Here is a 25,957-nt window from a genome sequence, read left to right on the forward strand (position 1 = left end):
CGAGGCAGTGCGTACCAGACCCCGCGAGCCGGAGTGTTCCAGACAGCGCCCCCCAGGGGGTTTCGTTCGGATCAGGCCGGCCGGGGCGAACGGCGCCCGCCGGCCGGCCCGAGCGCGCAAGACCCCGTTGCGCCGGCCTGATCCCGGCGGCACCCCCTGGGGCCCGTCGGATCCGGTTCGCCCGTGTCAGCCGATGTGCAGTCGGACGGTCCCGTCGGCGCCCGCTTCGACCCGTACGCGCGTGAGGTCGGGCACCGCCACGTCGGGCTCGTGCAGACCGGCGCGGGGGCCGATGCCCACCACGGTCATCCCCGCGGCCCGCCCCGCCGCGATCCCGGCCCCGGAGTCCTCGAAGACGACGCAGTCGGCCGGGGCCACGCCCAGTTCGGCGGCGCCCTTCAGGAAGCCCTCGGGGTCGGGCTTGCTCGCGCCCACCGACTCGGCGGTGATCCGGACCCGCGGCAGCGGCAGCCCGGCGGCGTTCATGCGCGCGGTGGACAGTGCGACGTCCGCGGAGGTCACCAGGGCGTGCGGGAGACCGCGCAGTGCGGCCAGGAAGACGCTCGCGCCGGGGATCTCGACCACGCCGTCCGTGTCGGCGGTCTCCTCGGCGAGCATGCGCGCGTTGTCGGCGAGGTTCTGCTCGACGGGCCGGTCGGGCAGCAGGACGGCCATGGAGGCGTGCCCCTGGCGGCCGTGGACGACCTTCATCACCTCGTCACCGGCCAGCCCGTGCCGCTCGGCCCAGCGCCGCCAGATGCGCTCGACCACTGCGTCCGAGTTGACGAGGGTGCCGTCCATGTCGAGCAGGAGGGCGCGGGCGGTGAGGACGGTGGGCGCGGCGGTGGCCGTCATCGGCAGCTCCAGGAACGAAGAGGACCCCTGTGAGGGAAGGGACCGGGAGGGGCAAGCCTCCCGAAGGGACAAAGGAGCCCCGCCCGCCGGTCAGGGAAAACGGACGGGAGCTACTTTGTTCCTCCACGGTACAAAACAGCTCCCGATCCCGCCAGCGGCCCCGTCGAGGGTTCACCCGCCGTTCAGCTCAGCCGGCGATCGCCTCGTACAGGCTCCACACGCCCAGCCCCAGCATCAGCAGGGCCGCGATCTGCGTGATCAGCCGCAGCGGCACCTTCTTCATCAGGGCCTTTCCGCCGACGATGCCGAGTCCGGCGACGGCCCACAGGCCGAGCGTCGCACCGAGGCCGACGGAGATCGGGTCGTTGTAACGGGCGGCGAGGTTGGCGGTCATGATCTGGGTCAGATCACCGAACTCGGCGACGAGGATGAGCATGAAGCCCGTGCCCGCGACCTTCCAGAAGGACTGGTCGGCCGGCTTCTTGATCTCCTCTTCGTCCTCGTGCTTCTGGAGCAGCAGCATGGCCGCGCCGCCGAGGAAGAGGACGCCGGTGATCGCGTGCACGATCTGCTGCGGCAGCAGGGTCAGCACGCTGCCGGCCGCGACGGCCAGCACGACGTGCAGCAGGAAGGCGGCGGCCACGCCCGCGAAGACGTAGCTCGCCCGGTAGCGGGTACCGAGGACCAGACCGGCGAGCGCGGTCTTGTCCGGCAGTTCGGCGAGGAAGATGACGCCGAAGACGAGCGCCGTCACGGTGATGCTGATCAAGGTCCCTCAATCGGTCGGGCCGCCCCGCCGAGAGTGTGCTACGTCACGCGATGACACCTCGGCACGGCAGCACACTCGGCACCCGTGACACGGGATCACGGGCGTGCACTGCTTGCCGAAGGTCTCGCTGGCGGACCTCGACACGACTCGGCGGTCCGCCTCCGGGCGCCGGCTCAGGCTCGCTGAGCAGTATGTCGACGGTCCGGCGAAGAGCTACTCCCCTTCTGCGCGACCCATCGTACGGGATGTGAAAGTTCGGCCGTGAACCAGTCGAAGCCCTGTCATGTCATGGACGCGTCATTAGCTTCTTACCAAACACTCACCTCCCGGCAACGCCACCTCGCGAGCATTTCCCGGCTCGCACCCCAACACCCCCACCGCACAAGGGAGTTCGCATGGCCCGCCCCGCGAAGATCTACGCGCGTCGACGACTGAGCATACTCGCGGCTCTTACCGTCCTCATGGCCTCCGCCGCCCTGTTCAACTCGCCCGCCGCCTCCGCCGCCCTCCCCACCCCGGTCAGCGGCGCCACCGCCCGCGGCTACCTCTCCCAGCTCACCGTCGCCACCGAGAACCGCACCGGCTACAGCCGCGACCTGTTCCCGACCTGGATCACCATCTCCGGCACCTGCAACACCCGTGAGTGGATCCTCAAGCGGGACGGCACGAACGTCGTCACCAACTCCGCCTGCACCGCGACCAGCGGCAGCTGGTACTCCCCGTACGACGGAGCGACCTGGACCGCCGCCTCCGACCTCGACATCGACCACCTCGTCCCGCTGGCCGAGGCCTGGGACTCCGGCGCGAGCAAGTGGACCACCGCCCAGCGGCAGGCTTTCGCCAACGACGTCACCCGCCCGCAGCTCCTCGCCGTCACCGACAACGTGAACCAGTCCAAGGGCGACCAGGACCCGTCGACCTGGGTCCCGACCCGGTCCGCCTACCTCTGCACCTACGTCCGCGCCTGGGTGCAGGTGAAGTACTACTACGACCTCTCGGTCGACACCGCCGAGAAGAACGCCCTGACCAAGGACCTGGCGAACTGCTGACGTCCGCACGCCCGTCACGGAGACGGCCGGAGCGGGTCTCGCACCCACCGCCGAGCGGCCGATGCACACCGCGAACGCCTGCCGTCGCGGTGCGGGCCCCGGCCCTCGTACGGAACGGACCCACGCGGGCCGGAGCCCGGCGCCACGAGCGGGCGCACCTCCCCGCCGGAGACCGCAGGGAGTCCGGCGACAGGGCCCGTCCGGGTCAGGAGGCCGGGCGGCGGCGCATCAGGTAGCCCGCGGCCGCGCCCGCGCCGAACAGGGCCGCCAGGGAGACGCCCGTGGCGAGCCAGGTCGCACCGAGCCACTGGGCGCCGTAGTAGCCGAGGGCGACGCTGTACGCCGCCCAGGACAGACCCGCCAGCGCGGACCACGGGACGAAGTCGCGGGCGCGGCGATGCGCGGCGCCCGCACAGAAGGAGACGACCGAGCGGCCGGCGGGGGCGAAGCGGGCCAGCACGACGAGGGCGCCGCCGCCCCGGGCCAGCGCGTCGCCGAGTCGTTCCTGCGCGCTGGTCAGCCGGCGGGAGCGGGCTATGGCCCGGTCCAGCCGCTCCCCGCCCCGCCAGGCCAGGCGGTAGGCGACGAGATCGCCGAGGACCGAGGCGGTCGCCGCGCAGATGATCAGGACGAGCAGGTCCGGCACGCCGTGCGGGACCCGGCCGGTGGCCGCGCCGGAGCCCGCCGCCGCGGCCGTGCCCGACGCGATGACGAGCACACCGCTCGGCAGCACCGGCACGAACACGTCGAGCAGTACGGACAGGGCCACCACCGCGTAGATCCACGGCCCGTCGGCCAGTGACCCCACACTCTCGAACACCACGACTCCCGTTGCTCCCCCGTTGACAGCCATACAGCGTACGCCGGGGGTGTGACAGTCGGGGCCAGGGGGGCCGATGGGGCGATTCCGGACGTCGGTTCACTCTTCTGGCGCCCCCCGTGCGGCGGAGCGGTCCTGGGTCCCGTAGCAACGTAGAGAGGCCTGTCCTCCGACAGAAGGCATATGCAGTATCGAAACGGCGCATTAGCGCAGGAAAAGGTGCACTCATGGTGGCAGCCGTATACACGGGCGCCCTCGCCGCAGCCCTGTTCGCGACCGGAACCGCAAGCACGCCCGGCTTCACGCTGGACGCCTCCGGCGTGTTCAGCCCGCCGAACGCGACCGTCGCGTCGAAGGCCGTGACGTACGACCAGAAGCTCGTCCCGGCGGGCGCCCTGATCAACATCCGGCAGCAGACCAAGCCGGGCGGCGCGACGACGGTCGAGCTGCGGGTGGCGGGCCTCAAGGCCGGCCACCAGTACGGGGCCCACATCCACCAGAAGGCCTGCGGGGCCAAGGCCGACGCCGCCGGCAAGCACTACCAGGACAAGTCCGGCACGGACGCCGCCCACGTCAACGACAAGAACGAGGCCTGGCTGGACTTCAAGGCCGACGCGAACGGCATCGGCCACGCGACCGCGCGGCACGACTGGGCCTTCCGCAAGGGGCAGGCCGGCTCGGTGGTGATCCACAGCGAGCCCGGCACGAAGGGAGCCCGGGCGGCCTGCTTCACCGTGCCGTTCGGCGGCACGTCGTGAGCGACGGCCGGCGGACGTCGCCGACGACGGTGACGTGACGGCGACAGCCTGACGGTACAGAGCGGCGCCCTCCCCCCTCGTGGCGGCGAAGGGCGCCGTCCCGCGCCGGGCGCGCGGGGTGCGCGGGGTGCGCGGGGTGCGCGTCAGGCGGCGATCGGGGCCCGCTCGGCGACGGACTCGCCGTCCGCGGCCGCGCCCTTGCCGAAGAGCCGGTCGAGGCCGAAGGCGCCCGAGCCGGTGAAGACCAGCAGGAAGAACGCCCAGCAGAACAGGACGGACAGCTCGCCGCCGTTCTGGATGGGCCACAGCGCGGCCCGCTGGTGCACGTCGAAGTAGGCGTACGCCATCGAGCCCGAGGCGATCAGCGCGGCGCCACGGGTACCGAGACCGAGGAACACCAGGGCACCGGCGGCCAGTTGGATCACGGCCGCGTACCAGCCGGGCCAGGTACCGGACGGGATCGTGCCGCCCTGGGTGCCCGCGGCGCCGCCGAGCACGCCGAAGAGGGAGGCGGCGCCGTGCGCGGCGAAGAGCAGGCCGACGACGGCACGGAAGAGCCCGATGACGTACGGCTGGGCGGAGTTGAGGCGTGCGGACATATGGGGGTTCTCCTCTTCGGTGCCGGCCGGGGACGTGGCCGGTCGTGGGGGTGTACCGAACGAGAGACCCAGGTTAGGCGAACCTAATCAGTGCTTGCAAGTTCAAACATTAGGTGTCCGCCCCCTCACCTCCAGCCCGTCGAGCAGTTCCGCCGTCGCCTCCGCCACCGCGGCCACCGCCCGCTCGAAGACCTCACGGTTGTGGGCGGCGGGGGCGCGGAAGCCGGAGACCTTGCGTACGTACTGCAGCGCGGCGGCGTGGATGTCGTCGTCCGTGGCCTCGCCGGGCAAGGCGGGCGGGCGCAGCGTCTTGATGCTTCGGCACATGCCCCAAGTCTCCCGCTCGCCGCCTGCCTCTGCGATGATCATGACGGAGGCGGCCACCGATCCCCGGGGCCGACCATCGAAAGGAACAGCCTCATGGCTACCGAGCACACCGAGCAGCGTGGGCCCGCCGAGCGCAGCGGACCCACCGGGAAGAGCGGGAGCGGCAGCGGCGGCCGGCGGAGCACCGTGGCCGTTCTCGGCCCCGGCGGCACGGGCGGGCTTCTCGCCGCCCTGCTCTCTCGTGCCGGCCACCGCGTCGTCTGCCTCGCGCAGGACGGCACGGCCGACACCCTGCGCCGCGCCGGAATCGCCGTCCGCAGCGCGCAGTTCGGCACGTTCACCGCGTCCGTCGAGGCGGACACCGAGCTGCGCGTACCGGTGGACGCCTGCCTGATCGCCGTCAAGCACACCGCGCTCGACGCCGCCTTGACCCGCATCCCGCCGGCCGCGCTCGGCGACGCCCTGGTCGTCCCGCTGCTGAACGGCGTCGAGCACCCCGCCGCGCTGCGCGCCCGGTACCGCCCCGACCGGGTCGCACCGGCGGTGATCCGCGTGGAGTCCACCCGCGTCTCCCCCGGCGTGATCGAGCACGGCAGCCCGTTCACGGAGATCGACCTCGCCGGAGACGGAGTGCCGCGCGCCCGGCTGGACGCCCTCGCCACCGTGCTCGCCGACGCCGGTACGACCGCCCGCGTGGTCGAGGACGAGACGGCGGCGCTGTGGGCCAAGATGGCGTTCCTGGCCCCGTTCGCCCTCCTCACCACGCGATACGGCCTCCCGCTCGGCGAGGTCCGCACCCGGCACCGCGAGGAGTTGGAGTCCCTCGTCGCCGAGACGGCCGCGGTCAGCCGCGCCTGCGGCGCCCCCGCCGACCCGGCGAGCGCCCTCGCCCGCTACGACGCCTTCCCGCCCGCGGCCAAGTCGTCCATGCAACGTGACGCCGAGGCGGGCCGCCCGCTGGAACTGGACGCCATCGGCGGAGCACTACTGCGCGCAGCCGACCGCCACGGCGTACCGGCACCGGTGACATCCCGCCTGGTCGACGAACTGCGGGCCACCGGCCACTGACCCGGTGCGGGAGGACGGCCAACGACCCGGTGCGGGGCAACGGCCACTCACCCGGTGCGAGCCGGCCCGTCGCCGTCATCCATGCAGCGTGACGCCGAGGCGGGCCGCCCGCTGGAACTGGACGCCATCGGCGGAGCGCTACTGCGCGCAGCCGACCGCCACGGCGTACCGGCACCGGTGACATCCCGCCTGGTGAACGAACTGCGGGCCACCGGCCACTGACCCGGTGCGGGAAGACGGCCAACGACCCGGTGCGGGGCAACGGCCACTCACCCGGTGCGAGCCGGCCCGTCGCCGTCATCCATGCAACGTGACGCCGAGGCGGGCCGCCCGCTGGAACTGGACGCCATCGGCGGAGCGCTACTGCGCGCAGCCGACCGCCACGGCGTACCGGCACCGGTGACATCCCGCCTGGTCGACGAACTGCGGGCCACCGGCCACTGACCCAGTGCGGGAGGACGGCCAACGACCCGGTGCGGGGCGGCGGGCCGGCTCGTCGCCCCGCATCCCCCGCGGCCACCCGTTCGGCTGAACCTCCCCCGGACCCCATGAAGGAGCTCGCACCTCAAAATCGAACAGGCGTAGCATTGCCGCGTGGCTACGCCCTATGAATTCCCCAGTGACCTCCTGGCCGGTCAGGAGGAGCTGCATCAGGTCAGGGCCGAGCTGTCGGCCCTGCTCAAGCGGTTGCCCTGGTCGGTGGCGCCGATGGACGGATTCAGTGACGACACCGGCTGGCGCAAGGTGGAGCGGCCCGCGTCCCCCGGCTGGACCGAGGACGAGCAGGCCGAGGTGGAGAAGCTGCGCCGGCGCGAGCACGAGCTGGCGGTGTTCGTCAGCACGCACCGCTTCTGGGCCGAGGTCGCGGCGCCGGACCGGGTGGCGATACGCACCCGGCTGAAGCACGCCCCCGAGCCGACAGAGGAGTAGACGAGAAGGAGCCCCCGGCCATTGCGGCCGGGGGCTCCTCGTCGGTGGGCGCGGACGGTTTCGAACCGCCGACATCCTGCTTGTAAGGCAGGCGCTCTACCCCTGAGCTACGCACCCCGAACACCCGGACGAGTGCCCAGGTCGAGTCGACAGCCTACCTTGCCGGGCCCCGTGTACCGCAAACCCGTTCCGGCGGGCGATCAGGGTGTCGGCCGGTGATTCGGTCAGGGTTTTCCGGGGGTTATCCCCCGCCCGGGTCCGGGAGGTTCCCTGATTCCCGGTCCCGGCGTGACCACTTACGGTCGTGACAGAGACCGACACGTCCGGCCGCCGTACCCGGCGGGCCGGTTCAGGGGGAGATGTCGCATGGCCCGTTCCGTTGCCGTCCGCACCGCCGTCATGGCCGTGGTCACCGGGGTGCTCGTCGCGGGGGTGAGCGCCTGCGGCGCCTCCGCCGAGGACGACAAGCACCCCGACCACAGGTCCTTCGCGCTGCACGGCCGCGCCCTCACCGTCGACTCGGACGACGCGGCACTGGAGGTCGTCGCCGCGCAGGACGCCAAGGCGGGCACGGTCCAGGTCACCCGCTGGTTCCAGGGGAAGGTCATCGTCGGCGGCAGCCCCAAGGTGAGCTGGTCCTTCCAGGACGACCGGCTGAAGCTGCGCATGCACTGCACCGGATTCATCGCGGACTGCTCGGCCAAGTACCGCATCGAGGTGCCGCGCGGGATCGCCCTGACGGTGACCGACAGCAACGGAGGCGTGCACGCGCAGGGCTTCGCGAACCCGGTCAGCATCCGCAGCAGCAACGGCGGGGTGCGTGTCACCGACTCCAGCGGACCGCTCGAACTGCACTCCAGCAACGGCACGGTCAGCGCCGAGACCTCCTCCCGGCAGGTCCGGGCGCAGACGAGCAACGGCGCGGTGCACCTCGACCTGCGCGCCGTACCGGACAGCGTGGACGCCCGCAGCAGCAACGGCGCCGTGACGATCACCGTGCCCCACGCCGACTACCGCGTCCGGACCAGCTCCAGCAACGGCAAGGTCACGGTCTCCGTGCCACGCTCCGACAGCAGCGCGCACACGGTGACGGCCGACACCTCCAACGGCGGGATAACGGTCCGTACGGCGAACTGACGGCCCGCCGTACGGCAACTGACCGGCCCGTGTGTTCGTCTTCCACGGGTGGGAGAATGACTCCACCCAGGGCGGACCACAGCACGGGAGAGGGATGTGACGGCGAGGAGAGGGCCCACGGCTCTCAGATCCACGGCTCTGCGCGACACCCTCACTCTCATCGGCCTGCCGGTGCTGGCCGCGCTCGCGCTGCCCGCCGCGTTCGCCGGCGGCGGCACCCGGCGCTGGTTCGGCGGCCGGTCGGAGGGCCAGCGGGCCGAGGCGCAGGCGGCGAAGGACGCGGCGGCTACGGCGTTCTACGAACTCGACACCGCCCAGCGGGATCTGCGGATCTCCGTCGAGACCATCACGGCGGTGGACGACACCCCGGCCGCCCGGCGCGCCGCGAGCGACTTCGCGGCGCTCGGCAGCCGGATCGACGAGGTCAGCCAGCGCTACATCCAGGCGGTCGACGCCCACGACCTCGACCGGGACGACCTGGAGGCCTCCGCCGCGTCCCGCGCGCGCTCGGAGCTGACCGCCGCCAAGGACGAGCTGCTGCGCGTCAAGCAGGAGCTGGACCGGTTCGGCAGCTCGCTCGCGCCGCTGCTGGGCAAGGCCGAGACCCAGCTGGCCCGGGTGGCACCCGCCGTGGAGCGGGCCCGGCAGGCGCTGCTGGGCGCGAGCAACGCGCTGGACGCCGTGCGGGCGCGGGCCCTGCGGGCCGACGACCTCGCGGGCCGGCTCGCCGCGCTCTCCCCGGAGCTGACGAAGCTGAACCAGGGCGCCGGGCAGCACGGCGTGCAGCAGACGCTGGAGCGGGCCGAGCGGGTGCAGCGGGAGGCCGGGGCGATCCGGGCCGAGGCCGAGCGGCTGCCGGAGCTGGCGGCCGAGATCGACCACCGGCTGGTCTCGCTGCGCACGCGCGCGCAGGCGCTGACCACGCGGGCCGGGCAGGTGGACCCGGTCCTCAGCGAGCTGCGGCGGCGGTTCGCGGCGGCCTGCTGGCAGGACCTCCAGCGCGTGCCCGAGCAGGCCGCGGAGAACGTACGGCAGGCCGAGCTGAAACTGCGCGAGGCGCAGTCCGCCCGGGAGGCCCAGCGCTGGCCGGACGCCACGTCGCTGCTGTCGACGGTCCGGGCGCTGCTGAACTCGACCGACGAGGCCGTCTCCGCCGCCGGTGACCGGCTGACCAGGCTGAACGCCGTACAGAAGGATCCGCAGGCCGAGATCGAGCGCACCCGGTTCGCGATCCGGGACGCGCAGCGGCTGGCGATGAGCGGGAGGTCGACGCCGGATCCGCGTCATGCGCGGCCGCTGGACGAGGCGGTGGGGCGGCTGGACCGGGCCGCGGCGTCGCTGGAGGGCCGGCACCCGGACTACTGGCACTTCCTGACCGAGACGGATGCGGTGCGGCAGGCCGCGGCCGGGGTGGTCGCACGGATCCGTGAGGAGCGCGGCGGGCACTGAGCGGCGGCACTGCTGTTGCCCCATCCCGTGCGGTGGGCGGATATTGGGTGGACGGATGGCCTCCGCTACACGCCCGAGGGAGGCGGACATGGCCACACACGCAGCGCACCCACAACAGCGGCAGCGGATCCGGTTCGATCAGCATCTGCCCGTCGACCACCGGCTGAACACGGTCTACCGGATCGGCGCGGGCCTGATCGGCGCGTTCCTCGTCGCCTTCGGCATCCTGGGTCTGCTCCACAACATCGGCTTCTTCAGCACCGGTGGCGCCTCGGTCGTCGGGTTGAACACCAACGACACGCTGAGCGTGCTGTCGATCGTCGTCGGGGCGATCCTGCTGGCCGGCATGGTGATCGGCGGAAACGTGGCGTCCACGCTGAACATGGTGTTCGGGGTGCTGTTCCTGCTGGCCGGCTTCCTCTTCCTCGGCCTGCTGGACACACCGCAGAACTTCCTGGCGTTCAAGATCCAGAACGTGTTCTTCAGCTTCGTCGTGGGCCTGCTGCTGATGACCTTCGGCATGTACGGCAGGGTCGGCTCGACGCTGCCGCACGACAACCCGTACTGGCGGGCCCGCCATCCCTCGGAGGGCGGGCCCGGGCAGCGTGCGGACGATCAGGTGCGGTAGGCGTAGAAGTACGCGCCGGGGTACGACGCGACGAGGCTCGCCACCGACCGGTTGTAGGTGTTCGTCGAGTGGTACGTCACGTACGGCACGCCGGAGCGGTCGCGGTAGGTGACGATCATCGAGTGGTCCTTGGACCCGTCCCGGTTGAAGTCCATCTGGATCACGTCGCCGAGGTCCGCCTGGTAGACGTCGGCGAGCGGCGTGACACGCTTGGAGGACAGCGCGAACCAGGAGAACTCGTTGACGCCGACGAACGAGTCGGACTGGATGTCGGCGGTGCCGAACCACTTGTGGAAGTCGTTCGTGTAGCCGGGGACGTGCTTCCAGCCGCCGGCCTTCAGGGACTGGCTGACGAAGTTGGTGCAGTCGCCGCCGTCGGCCTCGCCGTTGAAGTCCGGGTAGTCCGGGTTGTAGTGGCTCCAGTACTTCTGCGCGTACGCCACCATGGCCTGGTAGTCGTAGGTGCCGCCGGTGAGCTTCTTCGGGTTGGCCGGTGCGGGCCAGGTGGTGGCGGCGCGGGGCGCGTCCGGCGGGCCGTCGTCGGCGGGCGTGGTCTTCGCCTTGGCGACCGACGGCGTGACGACCTGGTTCACGGCGAGGTAGCCGTCGTCGGTGTCCTTGATGCCGCTCAGCTGCCAGTCGCCGTGGCGGTCGGCCTTGAAGGTCAGCTCGTGGTGGGCCTGGAAGCCGGTGGTCTTCGGCCCGTTGGCCGACGGCTTCTCGTAGGTCAGGGTCGTGGTCTCGGTGACGGCGACCTTGGCGCTGCGGCCGTGCACCTCGGTCGCGTCGAGCGTGACCTGCGTGCTGCCGGCGCGGTACTTCTCGCCGAGCTTGGCGAGCAGGCTCTTGCGGGCCGTCAGCGTCTTCACGGCGGACGACTCCTGGTGGCTCTGCCCGCCGGACATGCGCACGGAGCCGGAGAAGCCCGCCGTGTGCCGGGTGCCCTTGCTGCCGGCGCCGTCCACGAGGGCCTGGGTGCGGTCGGTGAAGACCGCGTCGGCGAGCTTCTGGAAGGTCGCCTTGGTGGCCGCGTTCACCGTCGGGTCGTCGACGACGGCGGCGCCCGCGGTCCAGTTGGGCAGCAGGGCCACGCCGGCGACCAGCGAGGCGGCCGCGGCGCCCACTATGGTGGCGCGGCGGCGCTTACGGCTCAGTTTTCTCGATCTCAATGATGTTCCCCTCTATGCCGGTAGGCCTACCGAGCGATACGCATAGTGGCACGGATCGTGTCACTGGTGTGAAGAGAGCTGCACAAGCGGAACTACTGTTACTCGCTTGTCACTTGAGGACGTTCAACGTACGACCGTGGACCAGTCCGGCGACTGGGCCGGGTCGAGGGCGCGCAGCGCGGCGAGGGTCTGCGGCTTCTGGACGTCGAGCCAGTCGGCCAGCTCCTTGAAGGACACGCACTTGACGCCCTTCTTGGTGCAGATCTTCGGGACGATCTGGTCGATGGCCTTCATGTAGATGCCGCCGTTCCAGTTCTCGAAGTGGTTGCCGATGAACAGCGGTGCGCGGCTGCCGTAGTAGACGCGGTTGAAGCCGTCCATGTAGGACTGGACGGTCTGTTGCTCCCACTGCGGGTACTTGGCCGGGTCGCCGTGCACCTCGCCGTTGGACTGGTTGTAGAGGAAGTTGAAGTCCATCGACAGACCCTGGAAGTCCTTGCCCGCGTACGGGAGCATTTCGAGCGGGAAGTCCCAGACGCCGTTCTTCTTCGTCGGCCAGATCTGGAAGTCGCCCGGCGAGCTGGCGTCGTAGCGCCAGCCGTAGCCGTACTTCTGCAGGGCCTTCAGCAGGTTGGGCTGGCCCTCCAGGCAGGGCGCGCGGCCGCCGACGACCTCCTGCCTGAAGTCGAAGGGGAGGGCGGGGATGTCCTTGAAGCCGGTGTTGGTCTTCCAGTTCTCCACGAACGAGTAGAACTGGTCGATCTCGCTCTTCCACTGCTCGACGCTCCAGTCGCCGCCGCCCTTGGCGCCGCAGAAGTGGCCGTTGAAGTGCGTGCCGATCTCGTTGCCTTCCCCGTAGGCAAGGCGCAGCTGCTCCAGCGTGGTGCGGATGTGCTCGTCGGTGGCGTAGTCGATCGCGGCGTCGCCGGGGCTGTGCATCGGGCCCTGGTACTTCGACTTCTTGCTCTTGGGCAGCAGGTAGATGCCGGTGAGGAAGAAGGTCATGTGGGCGTTGTACTCCCTGGCCATCTCCCGGTAGTGCGAGAAGAGATGGTCGTCGCCCTCCAGCGCGCCGTCCCAGGAGAAGACCACGAACTGCGGCGGCTTCTCGCCGGGTTTGAGCGGAACCGGCTTGAGCGTGCCCTTCTGCGGGCCGGTGTAGGAGGTGGAGCCGTCTCCGAGGATCTTGGTCTTGCCGTCCCAGGAGGGGGTCGGGCTGGGCTTGGCGCCGGTCTTCGGCTGGGGCCCGGAGGCGGCCGCCGGGGCGGTGCGGTCCGTGCGGGTCAGGGCCAGGTACCCGGCGACGAGCGAGGCGACGACGAGAAAGGCGGCCAGCGTCAGGACCTGCGGCCGGCGTATGAGGGCCGGTGCGGGTGCCTGCTTGCGGCGCGGCGACTTCTTGCGGGGCATGCGCGGCTCAATCTGCGAGGAGGGCGGCGGGTGCGGGTGCGGGCCCGGGGGTCAGTCCAGGCCCATGGCTGCCGACCAGAGTCGGTAGGGCACGCTGTCGGCGGACGTTCCGGCCAGCCCCTGGAGTGGCAGCGGCTCCAGGGACTTGGCCAGGTCCATCCGGTAGACGACCACCGCCGTGGAAACGGAGTCGTCGCTGCCGGCGTACCAGGCTGCGGTGTCGTTGGCGGTGGTGCCGGCCTTCCCCGCCAGGTGCGGCTGCAGCGCGGCTGTGGACGGGTGGGCGGCGCGGAAGGAGTCGGTGAGCGCGTCGGTGACGTCCTGGGCCACCTCGGTGCCGACCGCGCGCTGCGGACGCGGCGTGTTCAGGGGGAGCGGCGCGCCGTTGCGGGTGATCCGGTGCACCGAGTACGGCTCGGTGTGGGTGCCGTCGGCGGCGAACGTGGCGTACCCGCTCGCCATCCGGATCGCGCTCGGCGTGGAGCTGCCGAGCGACAGCGTGGGCACCTGCGGGCCGATGGTGTCGGAGAGCAGCCCGGCGGCCTCGGCGGTCCGGCGGACCTCGTCCAGGCCGGTGTCCATGCCGAGTTGCATGAACGGGGTGTTCACGGACCGGGCGAGCGCCTGGCGCAGGGTGATCTTCCCGTACGACGTGTTGCCGTCGTTGTGCGCGGCGACCTTCTTGCCGCTGCGGTCCCAGTACGGCCCCTCGGGGGTCATGACGGGGATGTTGTCGTCGCCGTCGTAGACGCTGTCCGGGGTGACGGGGGTGGCGGGTCCGCCGCGCGTCTTGTGGACGCCGTGCTCCAGTCCGGCGGCGTAGACGAACGGCAGGAAGGAGGTGCCGGCCGGGACGGTGGCCGCGTTGGACTCGTTGTAGCCCTGCGTACGGTGGTCCGGGCCGCCGTAGACCGCGAGGATCCGCCCGTCGGCGTCGACGGAGGCGGCGCCGTAGTGGGCGTCCTTCGCCGGGCCCGGGTCCTTCTGCTTCGCCTGCTTGCGGGCCTTGGTGACGGCGTCGGTGAGCGCCTGCTCCCGTTTGCGGTCGAAGGTCGTGTAGATCTGGTAGCCGCCCAGGTCGAACTGCTGGTCGGTCAGATGGGCGGCCTTCTTGGCGTACTGCGAGGCCAGTTCGACCAGGTAGTCGCTCTGCGCACCGGTGTTGTAGAGCGGGTTGGTCTTCAGCGGCTCGGGAAACGTCGTGTACGTGGCGCGCTGCTGCGGGGTCAGCTTGTGGATCTTGACCATGCGGTCCAGGATCCACTTCCAGCGCTCCACGGCCCGGTGGTGGTTGGCCGCGCCGAGCGTCGGGTCGTACAGACCGGCACCCTTGAGCAGTCCGGCGAGCATGGCCGCCTCGGAGACGTTGAGCTTGCTGACGTCCTTGCCGTAGTACGCCTGGGCGGCGCGCTGGATGCCGTAGCTGCCGCGGCCGAACCAGCTGGTGTTGAGGTAGCCCTCCAGGATCTGGTCCTTGCTCATCTTGTTGTCGAGCTTGAGGGCGATCATGGCCTCGGTGAACTTGCGGCTGATCGTCCGGTTCTGGTTGAGATAGACGTTTTTGACGTACTGCTGGGTGATGGTGGACCCGCCCGCGGTGTCCCCCTCGCCCACTGTCTGCCACAGGCCGCGGGTGATGCCCCGCACGGATATGCCGGGGTCCGTGTAGAAGGTCTCGTTCTCCGCCGCCAGCACCGCCCAGCGGACGTCCTGGGGGATGTCCTTGAGCGGCATCGCTTGCCGCTGCACCCAGCCCGTTCGGGCCATGGGGGTGCCGTCGGACCAGAAGAAGACGTTGTCCTGCTGGGTGGCGTACGAGTTCAGGTTGCTCGGGATGTCCGTCATCGCGTACGCCGTGACGAGGAAGGCGCCGAGCAGGCCGAACGACGTGAGGACACCGCCGATCCACTGCCGCCACGAGGGCATCCAGCGGCGCCAGCCGGTCCGGCCGGGGCGCGGGTAGACGGGCTTGAGCCGGCGGGCGTAGGGCGCGAGTCTGCGGGCGTACGGCGCCAGGGGTGCGAGCAGCGCGAGCAGCCGCCGGGCGGCCGCCTCGGCGCGCTGGCGCACCGAGAGGCGGGCGCTGCGCCGGCGCTCGGCCCGGCCACCACCAGTCGGCTCGGGCGGCTCCGGCGGTGCGGGCACCCGCAACTGCATGGTCTCGTCCGCCGGGGCGGCATTGACCCTTATGTGCAGGGTTGCCTCACTGTCAGGCAACTCCACACCTTCGTCCCCCCCTTGGGGACGATCCTGTCCCCGCGACGCGTCAGTCACGACGGCGTCTCCCCTCCGCACTCGCTCTTGCTCGCGCGGTGAGCTGAGCGTTCTCGCAACGGCGCAAACAAGCTATCAGCGTATTTTCGAAACCCTCACACATGTGTCTGTGAAGAAGCCGGTTCGATATGGATCACACCTGGATCACAAGGGCCCAAACCGGGCCCCGGCGGCTACCCTGAGCCCATGCCTCGCTATGAGTACCGCTGCCGGACCTGCGGCGACACGTTCGAACTGAGCCGGCCGATGGCACAGTCGGCCGCACCCGCCTCGTGCCCCAACGGCCATGACGACACGGTGAAGTTGCTGTCCACCGTGGCGGTCGGGGGTACGGCGGCACCTGCCCCCGCGGCCGGTGGCGGCGGGGGCGGATGCTGCGGCGGAGGGTGCTGCGGCTAGCCCTGCCGGGCGGACTTCAAGAATTCCCTGAGAATTCGCTCCCCCGCGAGGACCCCCCGCTCCGGCAGCGCGGTGATCCCCGATGCCGTCCACCCTGTGTCGGCCAGCTCTCCGTGGCCGGGGCGCCAGCCCCGGTCGGCGGCGAGCAGGAGGTCGGCGTCCAGCAGGGAGTCACCGGCGGCCAGGGTGAGGTCCGCGCCCGTGCGACGGGCCACCTCGCGGACCGCGGCGCTCTTGGTGAGCGGCTGCGGGACGGCGTAGAGCTTGCGGCCCTGGAGCGAGACCGTCCAGCCCCGGCCCTCCGCCCAGGCCGCCAGCTCCTTCACCCACTCCTCGGGCAGCAGCTCGCGCTCCACCACCAGGTAGGTGAACAGCTCCTCGGCGACCCGGTGCTTGCGCAGCCACGCCGGGTCGGCCGTCCGCGCCAGATGGTCGTGCACCTCCGCCAGCGGCGCGCACTCGTCCGCGAGGCGCGCCTGCACCCGCGCGTGCCAGTCGGCGTCGGTGACCCCGTCGACCAGCAGATGGCCGCCGTTGGCGCAGATCGCGTACGTGGGGGGCGGTCCCGGCAGATTGATCCGCTGGTACTGCTTGCGCGTCCGGGTCGTCGTCGGCACGAACACGGCCGTGTCCCCGAGCTCGGTCAGCAACTGCGCGGCCGTCTCCGTCAGATACGACAGCGGCCGCGCCTCGTGCACCTCCACGCACAGCAGCCGGGGCGCCCGGGCGTCCGGCATGGTCAGTGCGAGGGCCGCCGAGGAGTAGATCAGCGTACGGTCGAGGTCGCTCGCCACCAGCACCGGCATCAGAGGTTCACCGCCCTGCCGTCGGCGCCCGTGGCCCCGCGGGTGTACTTGGGGTGGATCAGCCCGACGCAGGTGTACGGCAGCCCGTCGGCCTCCTCGACGGGTACGCCCCGCTGCTGCGCGAGCAGGCGTACGTGGTCGAGGTCGGCGCCCGCACCCTTACGGGCCAGGATCTTCCAGGGCACCCGGCGCAGCAGCACCCGGGTGGTCTCGCCGACGCCGGGCTTGACGAGGTTCACGTCGTGGATGCCGTACTCCTCGCTGATCCGCTCCACGGCCCGCCAGCCCGCCCAGGTCGGGGTGCGGTCCTCGGCCATCAGTTCCTTGGCGGCGGTCCCGGCCGCGTCGGCGACCTCCGGGAAGCGGGCGGCGACGGCGTCGAGGAAGGCCACGGAGACGTCGGAGCCGGCGAGTTCGCGGTAGAACTTGGCGCCGTGGAAGTCGTCCGGACCCACCAGGTCGGCGCGCAGCACCGTACGGGATATCAGGCCGGAGACCGTGGAGTTGAGGCAGGCGGAGGGGATGAGGAAGTCCTCCCGGGTGCCGTAGGTGCGCACGCAGGAGCCCGGGTCGGCGAGGACGGCGATCTCCGGGTCGAAGCCGCCGATGCCCTCCGCCTTCTCGAACTCCCCGACGGCCTGGGCGAGTTCCCTGGTGATGGCGCCCTTGCCGGTCCAGCCGTCCACGAAGACGACGTCCCGCGGGTCGTGGTGCGCGGCCAGCCAGCGCAGCGCGGTGGCGTCGATGCCCCGGCCGCGCACGATCGAGACGGCGTAGTGCGGCAGGTCGAGCCCGTGCCGGACCTGCGCCCAGCGGCGCATGAGGACGCCGACCGGGGTACCGGCCCGGGCCAGCGACACCAGCACCGGCCTTGGCGACCGCTCGGCGAGCACCGTCTCCGTCACCACACCGACGGCCTGCGCGATCCGGGCGGCGGAGGTGTCGAGGGCGGCCTGGAACAGCTCCTGGTACCGCTCGCTGGGCTGGTACTCCACCGGCAGCGACTCGGCGTAGTGCGCCCCGCCGCTCTGGATGGCCTCCTCCCGCTCCTCGGTCGGCGCCTCCAGGGTCACGTCGGAGAGGTCCTGGAGGAGCCAGCCGACGTCGTCGGGCGCGTACGAGGAGAATGCGGGGCCGCGGAGGGGCTCGGGCAGCATGGCCGGCCTTTCGGGAGCGTGCTGGGGCTCGGGGACGTAGGAGGGGACGACCGCGAGCAGGACGTGCGGGACGTGCGCCGCGAGCCGGGCCGCCAGCCCGTCGGGCGCGTGCAGGGCCGGGGTGTCGGCGACGGAGTCGACCACGGCGACGACGGCGTCGAACCCGGCGCCGGCGACGTTGTAGGCGTACCGCTCGCCGGGCCCGTCGGCCGGGTCGTCGTGGGCGGGGAAGACCAGGCGGGTGCGGATGGCGTAGCCGGGGTCGTCCAGCGCGAGCACGGGCGACCGGGTGGTGGTGGAGAACCGCACCTCGGCCTCCGTGATCCGCTCCAGTTCCCGGGCGAGCCGCAGCGGGGCGTACATCAGCTCCTCGAAGCCGAGGACGAGGACGCGGCGGGCGGAGGCGGGCAGGGCGTCGGCGAGCCGGGCGGCCATGCCGGGCAGGGCGGCTTCGAGACGGGCACGATGGGCGGGGGTGAACCCGTGCCGCCCGCCGTCGGGGAGGTGGCGCGGCCAGTGGAGTTCTATTCGTGCTGTGCGTTCTGTTCGGCTGTACGGGGTCGTCCGGCCGGCCACGGCGGGCCCGCGTCCGGCGTCCTCGTGGCGGGCCACCAGCTGCCGCCCCTTCTCCAGGACGTCCGGCGGCAGCCGCACCGTTCCGGACGCCGCGGCGAGCAGGTCCACCCGCGCCCCGATCTCCGTGGCGAACCGTTTCATCCGGTCGACGTCCTGCGCCGACCGCATGTCGACCAGCGCGACCACCACATACCGCTCCCGCGGATACCGCGCGTGCAGATCACGCACCGTGTTCAGCACGGTGTTGCCGGTCGAGAACTCGTCGTCGACCAGCACCAGCGGACCGTCACCGGCCAGCAGCGCGGGATCCTCCGGCAGCAGCAGATGCGAGGTTGCGTGCGAGTGCGACTCCTCGAAGCCGCCCGCACGTGCGACCCCGGCGACCGGCCGCCGCGTGGAGTGCAGATACGGCGCCGTACCGAGCCCGTCGGCGACGGCGTGGCCCAGCCCGGTCGCCGTCTCCGCGTACCCGAGGACGACCGCGCGGGCCGCCTCCGTCCCGCCGAGCAGACCGGCCACCCGGCGGCCCAGCCGGACCCCGTGCCCGTAGACCACGGAGGGCGACTGCGGCACGTGCTTGCCGAGGACGTTCGACACCAGCAGATGGGCCCGCTTGGGGTTGCGCCGCAGGGCGAGCCCCAGCAGGGAGCGCAGCCCGGCGTCCCCCACGAGTTCGACCCCGAGCCGCTGCGCGACCCAACTGCCGGACCAGACCCCGTCGTTCACTGCGTTCCTCATGCGTCCCTTATCCCGGCGGCGAGCAGCTCCACGAAGCCGACGTCCTCGTGGGCCACACCGAACGCCTCGGCGCGCAGCAGGGTCCGCTCGGCCCAGGCGCGATGCGGCTTCACTTCGTTCATCTTGTTCGTGTAGGCCGATCTGAGCACACCCCCGCCGCCGCGTTCCGGCCGCAGGATGTCCTGGGCGTCGCTGTACTCCTCGTGGCTGACCACGGACAGCGCGTGCACGGGCAGCACATGGGAGGGGTGGATGCAGGTCTTGCCGAGCAGGCCGTTGGCGTGGTCGAGGGAGATCTCCCGCAGCAGTCCGTCCATGGCGTGCTCGATCAGCTTCTCGCGCAGCTCGACGGCCTGCACCTCCAGGAAGGGGCTCTGCCGCAGCTGGGGCTTGAACATGCGCTCGGAGAGGCGGAAGTACTCCCACACGGGCCCGGTCACGGTGAATCCGGTGCCGTCGGCCCGGCCCAGCATGTTCACGACGTCGGCGATCACCGAGGCGACGATCTGGACGTCGTAGGCGGTCATGTCGGGGGCGCGGCGCAGCCCGTAGGACGAGCAGAAGTCGGTGACGCCGAGGCGCAGCGCGAGCACCCGGTCGCGGAACTTGTCGACCGCGCGGAAGATGCCCTCCAGGGTGTCCACCCGGGACTCGCGGTAGAGCAGCTCGGGGGATTCCAGGACGGGCATGGCGAACAGCCGGCGGCCGCTCTCGGCCTCGGCGGCCGTCAGTGCCTCCAGGAACGGGATGCCGCGCTCCTCGGTGAACTTGGGCAGCACGAAGCCGGACAGCAGCCGCACGGACGCGCCGAGCCGTCGTACGAGGTCGGGTATCTGCTCGGGGGCGCGCACCCGGATGAAGAGCAGCGGCGGCTCGCAGCCGGGCCGGGCGGCGAGGTCGGCGAACTGGCGGACGAGGTTCTCCTCGCCGGCCACGACGTCCGCGTCGTCGATGGAGTCCTCCAGGCACAGCACCATCGAGATCACGCCGTTCCCGGCCTGTTTGACGATGTCGTCGGCGAGCCGCGGCCGGGTGGCCGGGCTGTACAGGGTGGCTCCGAGGGCGGCGGCGAGCAGCCGGGCCGGGGAGTCGGCGGTGAACGCGGCCGGCTCCCGGTGGAACAGGCGCCGCCGCACCTCGGGGGCGATGTGCCCGAAATGACGCATAGGACTCCCCATGGGCGCGGGCCCGATTCTGTGGGTTCGGTAAAAGGTGGCCGGTAATAGTACGTAGGGAGCCGTGTCCGAGGTTCCCTGCGGGCATGAATTTCCGGTAACCCACTTGTGTCGGCGACCGTCGGCGGCCCTACCCCCGCATTGTCGTGACCAGGACCGAGAGGGCAGGATGACCGCATGACGCACGCCATGCTGAAGGGGTCGAACGTCCCGCTGGAGGCCACCACGGTCCGCGCCGTGCTGCGCTGGACGCCCGGGCAGGGGGTCCCGGACGTGGACGCCTCGGCCCTGCTGCTGGGCCCCGACGGCCGTGTGCGCTCGGACGAGGACTTCGTCTTCTACAACCAGCCCCGGCACCCGTCCGGAAAGGTGTGGCGGCTCGGCAAGAAGCGGGTCACCGAGGGGCTGACGGACACGATCCAGTCAGACCTTCCCGGTGTCGAGCCGGGCGTCGGGCGGATCGTGCTCGTCGCCTCCGCGGACGGCGTCACGTTCGACCAGGTGCCGGCGCTGTGCATCCTGCTGTACGACGCTTCGGACACAGCCGCCGACGGGGAGCCGCTGGCCACCTTCGAGATCAAGCCGGAGACCGGCGCGGAGACCGCGATGATCTGCGGCGAACTGTACCGGCGCGGGGAGGGCTGGAAGTTCCGCGCGGTGGGCGAGGGGTACCAGGACGGGCTGAAGGGCCTCGCGACGGACTTCGGCATCTCGGTGGACGAGTCGGAGGGGGCCGGGCCGGAGCCGGAGCTCACGGCCTCCCAGCCGCTGCCGCCCGAGCAGGCGACGTCGGTCGTGCCGCAGCAGCCGCCCGCGTACGGCTATCCCCAGCCGACGTCTGGCGCGCCGGCGTACGGCTACCCCCAGCCGCAGCCCGTGCCGGTGCCCGCCGGGCCGCTGGACCCGAACTTCCGGCTGCCGCCGCAGGGGCCCCAGTTCATCGGGCGGTGAGGGGGCCCGCCCTCACCGGTCCGCCGTCTTGTAGCCCCTGCCCCACTGCAGGCCCCACCCGTACAGCCGGTCCAGCTCGCCCTGGAAGCCGTACACGAACTTCACCTCGCGGCGCACGAGCAGTTCGTCCTTCACGTTCTCGATCATCACCACGGCACACGAGCGCGCCTGCGGATGGCGCTCGTCGAGGCCGATCTCTATGCGCGGGCCGTTGCCGGGGTAGAGCGTGACGATGGCGTGGGTACGGTCGAAGGCCGGGGTCTGGTCGTAGATGTAGACGAAGACCAGCAGGCGTTTGATCTGGTCGCGGTGGTCGAGGTTGACGTACATCGTCTCGCCCGACGCCGAGCCGAACCGGTCGTCGCCGCTGAGTTTGATGTACGGCGGGGCGTTGACGTCGCCGAGGAGGTTGCCGAGCGGCTGGACGACGCCCTTCGTGCCGTCGGCCAGCTCGTACAGGCAGCCGAGGTCGAGGTCGACGTTGACCATGCTCTGGCCGTGCCCGAGCACCTCCGGCGGCTTGAGCGCCTTGAAAGGGTGCCGGAAGAGGCTGGTGCGTGCGGTGCTGTCGAAGTCGTCGGACGTGCGCATCCGCCAGGTCAGGTTGACCCGCAGATTGCCCGTGGCCGCGCCCTGTTTGGTGAGGGACACCGTGTGGTGCCGTGCCGACATCTGGATGGAGCCGGTCGCGGCCTCGCCCGAGTCGAAGTTGGCGGCGCTGGCGCCCCGCAGTCCGTCGAAGAAACCCATTCCCGCCCCCAGGTCACATGGCTGTACGCCGGTACGTCGCCGCCCCTGCACGCCGACGGGGCGGCCGGCCTGCGCCGGCCGCCCCGTTCAGAGCGTTCCTCACCCGCGGGGGCGTCACACCCCTGAGGACACCTCGGCCGGGGCGTCGCTGCCCTCGCCGGCCGCCTCAAGGGCACGGTTGCGGCGGACGGAGGACCAGAAGGACAGGGCGATCAGGACGACACCGACGAGACCGGTGATGACCTCGTTGATCTCGTGCTGGATGGTGACCATGAGGATCACGGCCAGGGCGCCGATGGCGTAGTGGGCGCCGTGCTCCAGGTAGACGTAGTCGTCGAGGGTGCCCTGGCGGACCAGGTAGACCGTGAGCGAGCGGACGTACATCGCGCCGATGCCGAGACCGAGGGCCATCATCACGATGTCGTTGGTGATGGCGAAGGCGCCGATCACCCCGTCGAAGGAGAAGGACGCGTCCAGGACCTCCAGGTAGAGGAACATGAAGAACGCGGCCTGGCCGGCCAGCAGCACCGCCGACTTCTTCTTGCCGGTGCGGACGGCCTCTTCCTCCTCCTCGTGCTCGCGCTCCTCCTCTTCCTCCAGCCGGTCCTCGAAGTAGCCGGACAGACCGCCGACGATCATGTACGTGATCAGGCCGGCGATGCCGGAGATCAGGACCGTCTGGGCCTTGTCGACATGGGCGCCGCCGTGCTGGTGGGCGTGGGTGGCGAAGGTGAAGGAGGTGATCAGCAGGACGATCAGGGCGATGCAGACCGACAGCATGTCGACCTTGCCGAGCTTGGCCAGGGGCCGCTCGATCCAGCGCAGCCACTGGATGTCCCGGTCCTCGAAGATGAAGTCGAGGAAGATCATCAGCAGGAACATCCCGCCGAAGGCGGCGATCGCCGGGTGGGCGTCGGTGACCAGCTGCTGGTACTGGTCCTTGTCCGTGAGCGCCAGGTGGACGGCGTCGTAGGGGTTGAGCTTCGCCGTGATGGCCACGATGACGACGGGGAAGACCAGCCGCATGCCGAACACGGCGATCAGGACGCCGACCGTGAGGAAGATCTTCTGCCAGAAGGCATTCATCTTCTTCAGGATTCCGGCGTTGACCACGGCGTTGTCGAAGGACAGGGAGATCTCGAGGACAGCGAGGATCGCCACGACCCCGAAGGCCTCCCAGCCTCCGTAGAAGACTGCGGCGACGAGGCCGAGCGCGGTGACCGCGAACGACCAGCCGAAGGTTTTCAGAAGCACTGGCTACCCAATCATCTTTGGGGGCACCTCCCAGAACGAAGTCTGGGGGGAGGGTCTCCCCCGCGCCGTACTCGGCTTTGCTAAACGTTGACCCCGAGTCTAGAGGTGCACCCTACCGGCGGTACCAATGGCTACGAAACGTTCACCCCGAAGTCGAGGGCGATGCCGCGCAGCCCGGAGGCGTAGCCCTGGCCGACGGCGCGGAACTTCCATTCGCCCTGGTATCGGTAGAGCTCGCCGAAGATCATGGCGGTCTCGGTGGAGGCGTCCTCGCTCAGGTCGTAGCGCGCCAGCTCCTGGCCGTCGGCCTGGTTGACCACGCGGATGAACGCGTTGGAGACCTGGCCGAAGGTCTGACCGCGCTCGTCCGCCATGTGGATCGAGACGGGGAAGGCGATCTTCTCGCACTGCGGCGGGACCTTGGCGAGGTCGACCAGAATCGATTCGTCGTCGCCCTCGCCCTCACCGGTGAGGTTGTCACCGGTGTGCTCGACGGAGCCGTCGGGGCTCTTGAGCTGGTTGTAGAAGACGAACCACTCGTCGCCCAGCACCCGGTTGCCGGCGCCGCACAGCAGCGCGCTGGCGTCCAGGTCGAAGGGGGCGCCGGTGGTGGACCGCGCGTCCCAGCCGAGCCCGATCATGACGTTCGTGAGGTTGGGTGCGGCTTTGGAGAGGGAGACGTTGCCTCCCTTGGCGAGCGTGACGCCCATGATGGTGGTCCTCCCCTAGTGGTACTTCTCTGGTTGTCCTGCGCGTCCGGCGCCGCCCCTAAACGGTGCGGCGCCGGACGGTTGCGGGGTCGGACGCCGGTCGTCAGACGTTGACGCCGAAGTCCTGGGCGATGCCGCGCAGCCCGGAGGCGTAGCCCTGGCCGATGGCGCGGAACTTCCACTCCGCGCCGTTGCGGTACAGCTCACCGAAGACCATCGCGGTCTCGGTGGAGGCGTCCTCGCTCAGGTCGTAGCGGGCGATCTCCTGGCCGCCGGCCTGGTTCAGCACCCGGATGTAGGCGTTGCGGACCTGGCCGAAGGACTGCTGGCGGTTCTCGGCGTCGTAGATCGACACCGGGAAGACGATCTTCTCGATGTCGGCCGGGACGCCGGCCAGGTTGACCTTGATGGCCTCGTCGTCGCCCTCGCCCTCACCGGTGAGGTTGTCACCGGTGTGCTCGACGGAGCCGTCGGGGCTCTTGAGGTTGTTGAAGAAGACGAAGTGCTGGTCGCTCGCGACCTTGCCGGCGTTGTTCAGCAGCAGCGCGCTGGCGTCGAGGTCGAAGTCGCTGCCGGTCGTGGTGCGGGCGTCCCAGCCCAGACCGACGAGGACCGCGGTCAGGCCCGGGGCCTCCTTCGTCAGCGATACGTTGCCGCCCTTGCTGAGGCTGACTCCCACGAGTCCTCCATGTGGTGTCCGGGGGCGGGGAGCCCCGTCGTGCTTCGGATACGGGATCAACGTGCCGATCCTAGTGACGGGTTCCCGCCCCCCCGCAGACCCTGGGCCCGACGACGCACAGGTGTCGGCCCACGGTCGGCCTAGAGGGTGTCGAGCGCCTTCACGTACTCGTCCAGGTCACGGGCGTCGGGCAGGCCGTTGATCACGGTCCAGCGCACGACACCCTCCTTGTCGATGATGAAGGTGCCCCGCACGGCGCAACCCTTGTCCTCGTCGAAGACGCCGTACGCGCGCGAGACGTTGCCGTGCGGCCAGAAGTCGCTCAGCAGCGGGTACTCCAGGCCTTCCTGCTCGGCGAAGACGCGCAGGGTGTGGATGGAGTCGTTGGAGACGGCGAGCACCTGGGTGTCGCGGTCGGCGAACTTCGGCAGGTTGTCGCGCACCTCGCACAGCTCGCCGGTGCACACACCGGTGAAGGCGAAGGGGTAGAAGAGCAGGACGACCTTCTTCTCGCCCCGGAAGTCCGAGAGCTTCACGGTGGCGCCGTGGTTGTCCTTGAGCTCGAAGTCGGGGGCCTTGTCGCCGACCTGGATCGCCATCGGGATGTTTCCCTTTCGGTGGGCTGTTCGGAGGGTGTTCCGGAGGAGAACAGCCTACGGCGACGGGGGCGGCGGTCACCCTGAGGGACCGCCGCCCCCGCCACGCTCACCTGCGGGAGACCGTCAGCGCTTGGCGCTCTTCGGGGTCGACAGCTTGCTGCCGTTCCAGTCCTTGCCCGCGCTGATGCTCTTGGTCTGCGACAGGCCGGCCGTCTGCGTCGCGTCGTTGATGTCGCTGGGCTCGACGTACCCGTCCCGGCCGGTCTTCGGCGTCAGCAGGACGATGTGGCCGTCCTCTTCGAGGAACCCGATGGCATCGACCAGCGCGTCCGTCAGGTCGCCGTCCTCGTCGCGGAACCACAGCAACACGGCATCGGCCACGTCGTCGTAGTCCTCGTCCACCAGCTCGGTGCCGGTGACCTGTTCGATGGACTCACGGAGTTCCTGGTCGACGTCGTCGTCGTAGCCGATCTCCTGGACCACCTGGTCGGGCTGGAAACCCAGCCTGACGGCCAGGCTCGTCTCCGCGTGGTCCGCGGTCGCGCTCACGGTCTGCCTCCTGATCATGTTTTCGGGAACAACTCAGCCACGCGCGTGCGCGTGATGCTTGGCCGTAGTCCACACGTGCGGGGCGGATCGCGCAAGTACCCGGCCCTCCGGACCGCCGAAACGGTGACGATCCCGACCTTGTCACCGCAACTTCTGGCACCACACCTCGATCCAGAGTGACCCAAATCACACGCATTTGCCTGTTTTGCGGGTCGCTCTTCTCTCGGCCTCCCTCGACTTCCCTCGACGGAAATCACTGGTGGAGATGACGTAGGCGGCCCCGAGGTAGACGATGGGGAACGGTGTAGGCAGGTGCGGACAAGCAGAAAACAGCAGAAAACAGCAGAAAAACGGCCCTCTGACAGGTAAGGA

The 25,957-nt window shown here is 70.7% G+C and carries 26 protein-coding genes, 1 tRNA gene and 2 pseudogenes; 11 read left to right on the forward strand and 18 right to left on the reverse strand.

Annotated features, from left to right (window positions below; all coding sequences use genetic code 11):
* Positions 1–186: 186 nt before the first annotated feature.
* Both BIV25_RS02180 and BIV25_RS02185 read right to left on the reverse strand, forming a co-directional pair.
* Positions 187–855: an HAD-IA family hydrolase gene (locus tag BIV25_RS02180; protein WP_071370363.1), complete on the reverse strand. Its 669-nt coding sequence runs from the start codon at positions 853–855 to the stop codon at positions 187–189.
* Positions 856–1,042: 187 nt separating this feature from the next.
* Positions 1,043–1,624: a TMEM165/GDT1 family protein gene (locus BIV25_RS02185; protein WP_071370364.1), complete on the reverse strand. Its 582-nt coding sequence runs from the start codon at positions 1,622–1,624 to the stop codon at positions 1,043–1,045.
* Positions 1,625–2,019: 395 nt separating this feature from the next.
* Here BIV25_RS02185 and BIV25_RS02190 point away from each other — a divergent pair, with 395 nt between their 5' ends.
* Positions 2,020–2,673, forward strand: a complete 654-nt coding sequence (locus BIV25_RS02190; protein WP_071370365.1) for an HNH endonuclease family protein — start codon at positions 2,020–2,022, stop codon at positions 2,671–2,673.
* Between the two features lie 205 nt (positions 2,674–2,878).
* On the opposite strand, the gene BIV25_RS02195 is transcribed toward BIV25_RS02190, so the two are convergent.
* Positions 2,879–3,493: a DedA family protein gene (locus BIV25_RS02195; RefSeq protein ID WP_071370614.1), complete on the reverse strand. Its 615-nt coding sequence runs from the start codon at positions 3,491–3,493 to the stop codon at positions 2,879–2,881.
* A gap of 227 nt (positions 3,494–3,720) precedes the next feature.
* Between BIV25_RS02195 and BIV25_RS02200 the strand changes: the two genes are divergently transcribed.
* Positions 3,721–4,251, forward strand: coding sequence for a superoxide dismutase family protein (locus BIV25_RS02200; RefSeq protein ID WP_071370366.1), 531 nt, complete (start codon positions 3,721–3,723; stop codon positions 4,249–4,251).
* A gap of 143 nt (positions 4,252–4,394) precedes the next feature.
* Here BIV25_RS02200 and BIV25_RS02205 read toward each other — a convergent pair whose 3' ends face one another.
* Both BIV25_RS02205 and BIV25_RS02210 read right to left on the reverse strand, forming a co-directional pair.
* Positions 4,395–4,850, reverse strand: coding sequence for a DoxX family protein (locus BIV25_RS02205; RefSeq protein ID WP_071370367.1), 456 nt, complete (start codon positions 4,848–4,850; stop codon positions 4,395–4,397).
* A 102-nt stretch (positions 4,851–4,952) separates the two neighbouring features.
* A complete protein-coding gene (locus tag BIV25_RS02210; RefSeq protein ID WP_079176409.1) occupies positions 4,953–5,177 on the reverse strand; it encodes a DUF2277 domain-containing protein in 225 nt (74 codons plus the stop codon).
* A 93-nt stretch (positions 5,178–5,270) separates the two neighbouring features.
* Between BIV25_RS02210 and BIV25_RS02215 the strand changes: the two genes are divergently transcribed.
* The 4 genes and pseudogenes from BIV25_RS02215 (at position 5,271) to BIV25_RS02220 (ending at position 7,175) form a co-directional block, all read left to right on the forward strand.
* Positions 5,271–6,245, forward strand: a complete 975-nt coding sequence (locus tag BIV25_RS02215) for a ketopantoate reductase family protein (protein ID WP_079176384.1) — start codon at positions 5,271–5,273, stop codon at positions 6,243–6,245.
* 75 nt (positions 6,246–6,320) lie between these two features.
* A pseudogene (locus tag BIV25_RS46270) lies at positions 6,321–6,467 on the forward strand (ketopantoate reductase family protein); the annotation flags it as partial.
* Positions 6,468–6,539: 72 nt separating this feature from the next.
* Positions 6,540–6,689: pseudogene (locus tag BIV25_RS46275) on the forward strand (ketopantoate reductase family protein); the annotation flags it as partial.
* 150 nt (positions 6,690–6,839) lie between these two features.
* Positions 6,840–7,175: a hypothetical protein gene (locus tag BIV25_RS02220; protein WP_071370368.1), complete on the forward strand. Its 336-nt coding sequence runs from the start codon at positions 6,840–6,842 to the stop codon at positions 7,173–7,175.
* Between the two features lie 45 nt (positions 7,176–7,220).
* On the opposite strand, the gene BIV25_RS02225 is transcribed toward BIV25_RS02220, so the two are convergent.
* A tRNA-Val gene (locus BIV25_RS02225) sits at positions 7,221–7,292 on the reverse strand.
* A 249-nt stretch (positions 7,293–7,541) separates the two neighbouring features.
* Here BIV25_RS02225 and BIV25_RS02230 point away from each other — a divergent pair.
* The 3 genes from BIV25_RS02230 (at position 7,542) to BIV25_RS02240 (ending at position 10,389) form a co-directional block, all read left to right on the forward strand.
* Positions 7,542–8,312 carry a DUF4097 family beta strand repeat-containing protein gene (locus tag BIV25_RS02230; protein ID WP_071370369.1) on the forward strand — a complete coding sequence of 257 codons (771 nt, stop codon included), beginning with the start codon at positions 7,542–7,544 and terminating at the stop codon, positions 8,310–8,312.
* 96 nt (positions 8,313–8,408) lie between these two features.
* Positions 8,409–9,761: a hypothetical protein gene (locus BIV25_RS02235; RefSeq protein ID WP_071370370.1), complete on the forward strand. Its 1,353-nt coding sequence runs from the start codon at positions 8,409–8,411 to the stop codon at positions 9,759–9,761.
* Between the two features lie 88 nt (positions 9,762–9,849).
* On the forward strand, positions 9,850–10,389 hold the full coding sequence (locus BIV25_RS02240; protein WP_071370371.1) for a DUF4383 domain-containing protein: 540 nt from the start codon (positions 9,850–9,852) through the stop codon (positions 10,387–10,389).
* Here BIV25_RS02240 and BIV25_RS02245 read toward each other — a convergent pair.
* The 3 genes from BIV25_RS02245 to BIV25_RS02255 form a co-directional block, all read right to left on the reverse strand.
* On the reverse strand, positions 10,377–11,492 hold the full coding sequence (locus BIV25_RS02245) for an amidase domain-containing protein (RefSeq protein ID WP_177235143.1): 1,116 nt from the start codon (positions 11,490–11,492) through the stop codon (positions 10,377–10,379). The genes BIV25_RS02240 and BIV25_RS02245 overlap by 13 nt on opposite strands.
* 189 nt (positions 11,493–11,681) lie before the next feature.
* The gene (locus tag BIV25_RS02250) at positions 11,682–12,968 is read right to left on the reverse strand and encodes a hypothetical protein (RefSeq protein ID WP_071370372.1); all 1,287 of its coding nucleotides are present in this window, start codon (positions 12,966–12,968) and stop codon (positions 11,682–11,684) included.
* Positions 12,969–13,019: 51 nt separating this feature from the next.
* Positions 13,020–15,125, reverse strand: coding sequence for a transglycosylase domain-containing protein (locus BIV25_RS02255; protein WP_079176385.1), 2,106 nt, complete (start codon positions 15,123–15,125; stop codon positions 13,020–13,022).
* Between the two features lie 303 nt (positions 15,126–15,428).
* Between BIV25_RS02255 and BIV25_RS46280 the strand changes: the two genes are divergently transcribed.
* A complete protein-coding gene (locus tag BIV25_RS46280; RefSeq protein ID WP_079176386.1) occupies positions 15,429–15,641 on the forward strand; it encodes a zinc ribbon domain-containing protein in 213 nt (70 codons plus the stop codon).
* Here the strand turns inward: BIV25_RS46280 and BIV25_RS02260 are convergent.
* From BIV25_RS02260 to BIV25_RS02270, 3 genes are read right to left on the reverse strand one after another with little or no spacing between them, the layout of a single operon-like run.
* Complete coding sequence (locus BIV25_RS02260) at positions 15,638–16,447, reverse strand: HAD family hydrolase (protein WP_071370373.1); 810 nt, start codon at positions 16,445–16,447, stop codon at positions 15,638–15,640. The two genes, BIV25_RS46280 and BIV25_RS02260, sit on opposite strands and share 4 nt — an antisense overlap.
* The gene (locus BIV25_RS02265; protein WP_071370374.1) at positions 16,447–18,918 is read right to left on the reverse strand and encodes a phosphoribosyltransferase; all 2,472 of its coding nucleotides are present in this window, start codon (positions 18,916–18,918) and stop codon (positions 16,447–16,449) included. Before BIV25_RS02265 ends, BIV25_RS02260 begins: the two co-directional genes overlap by 1 nt.
* On the reverse strand, positions 18,915–20,084 hold the full coding sequence (locus BIV25_RS02270) for an HpcH/HpaI aldolase/citrate lyase family protein (protein WP_071370375.1): 1,170 nt from the start codon (positions 20,082–20,084) through the stop codon (positions 18,915–18,917). Before BIV25_RS02270 ends, BIV25_RS02265 begins: the two co-directional genes overlap by 4 nt.
* A gap of 186 nt (positions 20,085–20,270) precedes the next feature.
* On the opposite strand from BIV25_RS02270, the gene BIV25_RS02275 reads away from it, so the two are divergent.
* Positions 20,271–21,044, forward strand: coding sequence for a TerD family protein (locus BIV25_RS02275; protein ID WP_071370376.1), 774 nt, complete (start codon positions 20,271–20,273; stop codon positions 21,042–21,044).
* A gap of 12 nt (positions 21,045–21,056) precedes the next feature.
* Here BIV25_RS02275 and BIV25_RS02280 read toward each other — a convergent pair whose 3' ends face one another.
* The 6 genes from BIV25_RS02280 to BIV25_RS02305 form a co-directional block, all read right to left on the reverse strand.
* A complete protein-coding gene (locus tag BIV25_RS02280) occupies positions 21,057–21,794 on the reverse strand; it encodes a Tellurium resistance (RefSeq protein ID WP_071370377.1) in 738 nt (245 codons plus the stop codon).
* Between the two features lie 114 nt (positions 21,795–21,908).
* Entirely contained in the window at positions 21,909–23,048 is a 1,140-nt protein-coding gene (locus tag BIV25_RS02285; RefSeq protein ID WP_071370378.1) for a DUF475 domain-containing protein, read from the reverse strand.
* Between the two features lie 131 nt (positions 23,049–23,179).
* Positions 23,180–23,758 (reverse strand): TerD family protein, encoded by a 579-nt coding sequence (locus tag BIV25_RS02290; protein WP_071370379.1) that lies wholly within the window; start codon positions 23,756–23,758, stop codon positions 23,180–23,182.
* A 103-nt stretch (positions 23,759–23,861) separates the two neighbouring features.
* Positions 23,862–24,437, reverse strand: a complete 576-nt coding sequence (locus BIV25_RS02295; protein WP_071370380.1) for a TerD family protein — start codon at positions 24,435–24,437, stop codon at positions 23,862–23,864.
* Between the two features lie 140 nt (positions 24,438–24,577).
* Positions 24,578–25,036 carry a peroxiredoxin gene (locus BIV25_RS02300; protein ID WP_071370381.1) on the reverse strand — a complete coding sequence of 153 codons (459 nt, stop codon included), beginning with the start codon at positions 25,034–25,036 and terminating at the stop codon, positions 24,578–24,580.
* Positions 25,037–25,159: 123 nt separating this feature from the next.
* Positions 25,160–25,585: a DUF3052 domain-containing protein gene (locus BIV25_RS02305; RefSeq protein ID WP_071370382.1), complete on the reverse strand. Its 426-nt coding sequence runs from the start codon at positions 25,583–25,585 to the stop codon at positions 25,160–25,162.
* Between the last annotated feature and the right edge of the window lie 372 nt (positions 25,586–25,957).

It is taken from the genome of Streptomyces sp. MUSC 14 (assembly GCF_001866675.1).
GTDB lineage: Bacteria > Actinomycetota > Actinomycetes > Streptomycetales > Streptomycetaceae > Streptomyces.